At 65.9% G+C, this 3,018-nt stretch carries 4 protein-coding genes; 3 read left to right on the top strand and 1 reads right to left on the bottom strand.

What is annotated here, in order from left to right:
* The coding region (locus ACE3S9_RS17665) for an AAA family ATPase (protein WP_374547794.1) at positions 1 to 935 on the bottom strand (935 nt) is incomplete at its 3' end.
* Positions 936 to 1,109: 174 nt separating this feature from the next.
* Between ACE3S9_RS17665 and ACE3S9_RS17660 the strand changes: the two genes are divergently transcribed.
* Genes ACE3S9_RS17660 through ACE3S9_RS17650 form a run of 3 tightly spaced genes read left to right on the top strand, consistent with a single transcriptional unit; the run spans position 1,110 to position 2,871 of the window.
* Positions 1,110 to 1,712 carry a DUF1285 domain-containing protein gene (locus tag ACE3S9_RS17660; RefSeq protein WP_374547792.1) on the top strand — a complete coding sequence of 201 codons (603 nt, stop codon included), beginning with the start codon at positions 1,110 to 1,112 and terminating at the stop codon, positions 1,710 to 1,712.
* The gene (locus tag ACE3S9_RS17655) at positions 1,709 to 2,359 is read left to right on the top strand and encodes a CoA pyrophosphatase (RefSeq protein ID WP_374547791.1); all 651 of its coding nucleotides are present in this window, start codon (positions 1,709 to 1,711) and stop codon (positions 2,357 to 2,359) included. The genes ACE3S9_RS17660 and ACE3S9_RS17655 overlap by 4 nt, the downstream gene beginning before the upstream one ends.
* Positions 2,356 to 2,871 carry a hypothetical protein gene (locus ACE3S9_RS17650; RefSeq protein WP_374547790.1) on the top strand — a complete coding sequence of 172 codons (516 nt, stop codon included), beginning with the start codon at positions 2,356 to 2,358 and terminating at the stop codon, positions 2,869 to 2,871. Before ACE3S9_RS17655 ends, ACE3S9_RS17650 begins: the two co-directional genes overlap by 4 nt.
* Positions 2,872 to 3,018 lie beyond the last annotated feature (147 nt).

Genomic DNA, 3,018 nt, shown 5'->3' with positions numbered 1-3,018 from the left:
TGCTTGAGCACGGGCGCCGCCAGCGCCAGCACATCCGCCTTGCCCGGCGCGAGCCGCCCCTGCGCCAGCGCGCGGGCGCGACAAGCCAGCATCAGCGATTGCGCGGCGCGCGGCCCCGGCCCCCAGGCGATATGCCGGGTCAGTTCCGGATCGCCCTCGCCGGGACGTGCGGCGCGGACGAGGTCGAGAATGCAATCGACAATGGCCGCGCCGACCGGCATCAGCCGCACGAGCGCCTGAATTTCCATCAGGCCTGCGGCGTCGATCACTTGTTCCGGCGCCGGCCGCACCCGCCCTGTGGTCTCGATCAGAATGCGTTTTTCGGCGTCGCGCTGCGGATAGGGCACGTCGATCTGCATCAGGAAGCGGTCGAGCTGGGCTTCCGGCAGCGGATAGGTGCCCTCCTGCTCCAGCGGATTCTGCGTCGCCAGCACATGGAAGGGTTTCGGCAGGTCGTAGCGCTCGCCCGCTATCGTGACGTGATATTCCTGCATCGCCTGCAGCAGCGCCGATTGCGTGCGCGGGCTGGCGCGGTTGATCTCGTCGGCCATCAGCAATTGCGCGAAGATCGGACCCTTGATGAAGCGGAAGGCGCGGCGATGGTCGGCGCCCTCTTCCAGCACTTCGGAGCCGAGAATGTCGGTCGGCATCAGGTCAGGCGTGAATTGCACGCGATTGGCGTCGAGGCCGAGCACGCGGCCGAGCGTCTCGACCAGCAGCGTCTTGGCAAGACCCGGCGCGCCGACGAACAAAGCATGGCCGCCGGATAGCAGCGTCACCAGGGCTTCCTCGACCACCAGTTCCTGACCGAAGATCGTAGCCCCGATCGCCTTGCGCGCCTTGGCCAAGGCGTCGAGCGCGGCCTGCGCCTTCGCCTCGATCTGGCTGTCGGTCAGGGGAAGGGTCTCGGCCCGGAGGGCGGGGTCGGCATTCATGCCCAAACGTCTCCTTTTGCGGCGTCGCCGCCGGCGTTGCGCGGCGGTTTTCACGCTCGCGACGCCAATATAGGCTGGCCCCGGCGGGGTTAGAAACAGATAATAGGGACAGCGCCGCCATTCACGGCATAAATTGCCGCCAAATCAAGGCGGCCCGAAAGCCTTTGACGCCCTATGATGAACGATCCCGCCCCGCCCGAGCCGGCCGCCTCTTCCGATCCGCTGCGCGGCCTCGCCGCCGCCCGGCAGGCGCGCGGGCCGGCGCCCGTGCATTTGTGGAATCCGCCCTATTGCGGCGAGATCGACATGCGAATCGCCCGCGATGGAACCTGGTTCTACAATGGCACGCCGATCGGCCGCCCGGCCTTGGTGCAATTATTCGCCAGCGTCTTGCGCAAGGATCCCGAGCGCTTCGTGCTGGTCACGCCGGTCGAGCGCGTCGGCATCGCAGTCGAGGACGCGCCCTTCCTCGGCGTCGAATTGTTGCGCGAGGGCGAGGGGGCGGCCCAAAGCTTGCGGCTGCGCACCAATGTCGACGATTGGGTCGAGATTTCGGAAAAAAATCCGCTGAAATTCCTGCCGGGCGACAGCGGCGGCCTCAAGCCTTACGCCCTTGTGCGCGGCGAGTTGTGGGCCTTGGTGAAACGCGCCTTGTTCTATGATCTGGTCGCCTGGGGCGAGAGCCGGACGGTGAAGGGCGAAGACATGTTCGGCGTGTTTTCGAACGGCGCCTTTTTCGCCATGGCCCCCATGCGCGAGATCGCGGATTTCACATGAGCGGCCTGTTCGATTCGTCCGATTTCCTCGTCCGCGCCCGCGCCCATCTGAAACGGGGCTGGCCCGACGACGCCTTCGACCCGCGCGCCCGCCCTCATAATGGCGACCATAGGCTCAACGAGCCGCTGCCGGGCGAAGCCGCGTTGCTGCCCGCGCCCGCCCGCCCGGCGGCGGTGCTCGCGGCGATCGTGCTGCGCGACGACGACGCCGTTCTGCTGCTGACCCAGCGGGCCGGGTCGCTGCGCGACCATTCCGGCCAGGTCGCCTTTCCCGGCGGCAAGATCGAGCCTGGCGAATCGCCGCTCGACGCCGCCTTGCGCGAGGCGGAGGAGGAAATCGGCCTCACGCGCGACAAGATCGAAATTCTCGGCTGCCTCGATCCCTACCAGACCAGCACCGGCTTCCGGGTCTTTCCGCTGGTCGGGTTGGCGCGGCCGCCGCTTGGCCTCGCCGTGAATCGTCAGGAGGTCGACGATGTGTTCGAGACGCCTTTGTCCTTCCTGATGAATGCGGCCAATCACCAGCGCCATTTCCGGGAATGGCAAGGGAAACGCCGGCAATTTTACGCCATGCCCTATGAAAATCGTTATATTTGGGGCGCGACCGCGGGCATGATCCGCAATCTCTATGAGAGGCTCTATTTGTGAGGCGGCGGCGCTCAGGGAGGTTCTTCGCAGCGCGACTGGCGACGGCGCGGACGGCGGCGGGCCTCGCGAGTGGCGCCAAGGCGGAGGAGTGGCCGCGCTATCACAACGAAAGGTTCGGCGCGACGGCCGATTATCCGGCGGGCTGGACGACGGAGCCGGCGCCGGAAAACAACGACGGGCGGCGATTTGTTTCTCCCGACGGACGAGCGAGCCTGACCATTTCCGGCATTTTCGCGACGGACTCGCGCAACGCGGAACTGGACGAAAAGGCGACGCCCATGCCGGGCGAAACCGTCACCTATCGGGCGGCCAGGGACAATTGGATCGTCCTGTCCGGAACCCGAAACGGCCGCATCTTCTATCGGAAGGCGATCCTCTCCTGCGGGGGCGAGGTCTGGAACGATCTAGACATCGACTATCCCGTCGAGGAAAAGACCGAATATGACGCCCTGGCCGCGCATATCGCGGCTTCCCTCAGGCCCGGAAGCGGTTACGATCTGAAATGCAAGTAAGCGTGGAACAATGGGCGCAAGGGCGCGCTTTGTCGGGCGGCGCGCCATCGGCCCCCTCTCTGGAACAGGTTTAGACATGGCGCGATCGCTGCTCGAATCGCTCGGTCTGTTCGCCGCGCCATTCTTCCTTTACGCCCTGTTCCTGAT

This window comes from Rhodoblastus sp. (assembly GCF_041915505.1).
GTDB lineage: Bacteria > Pseudomonadota > Alphaproteobacteria > Rhizobiales > Beijerinckiaceae > Rhodoblastus.
Note: the sequence above shows the minus strand (reverse complement) of the source record. Positions and strands in the feature narration are given on the sequence as shown.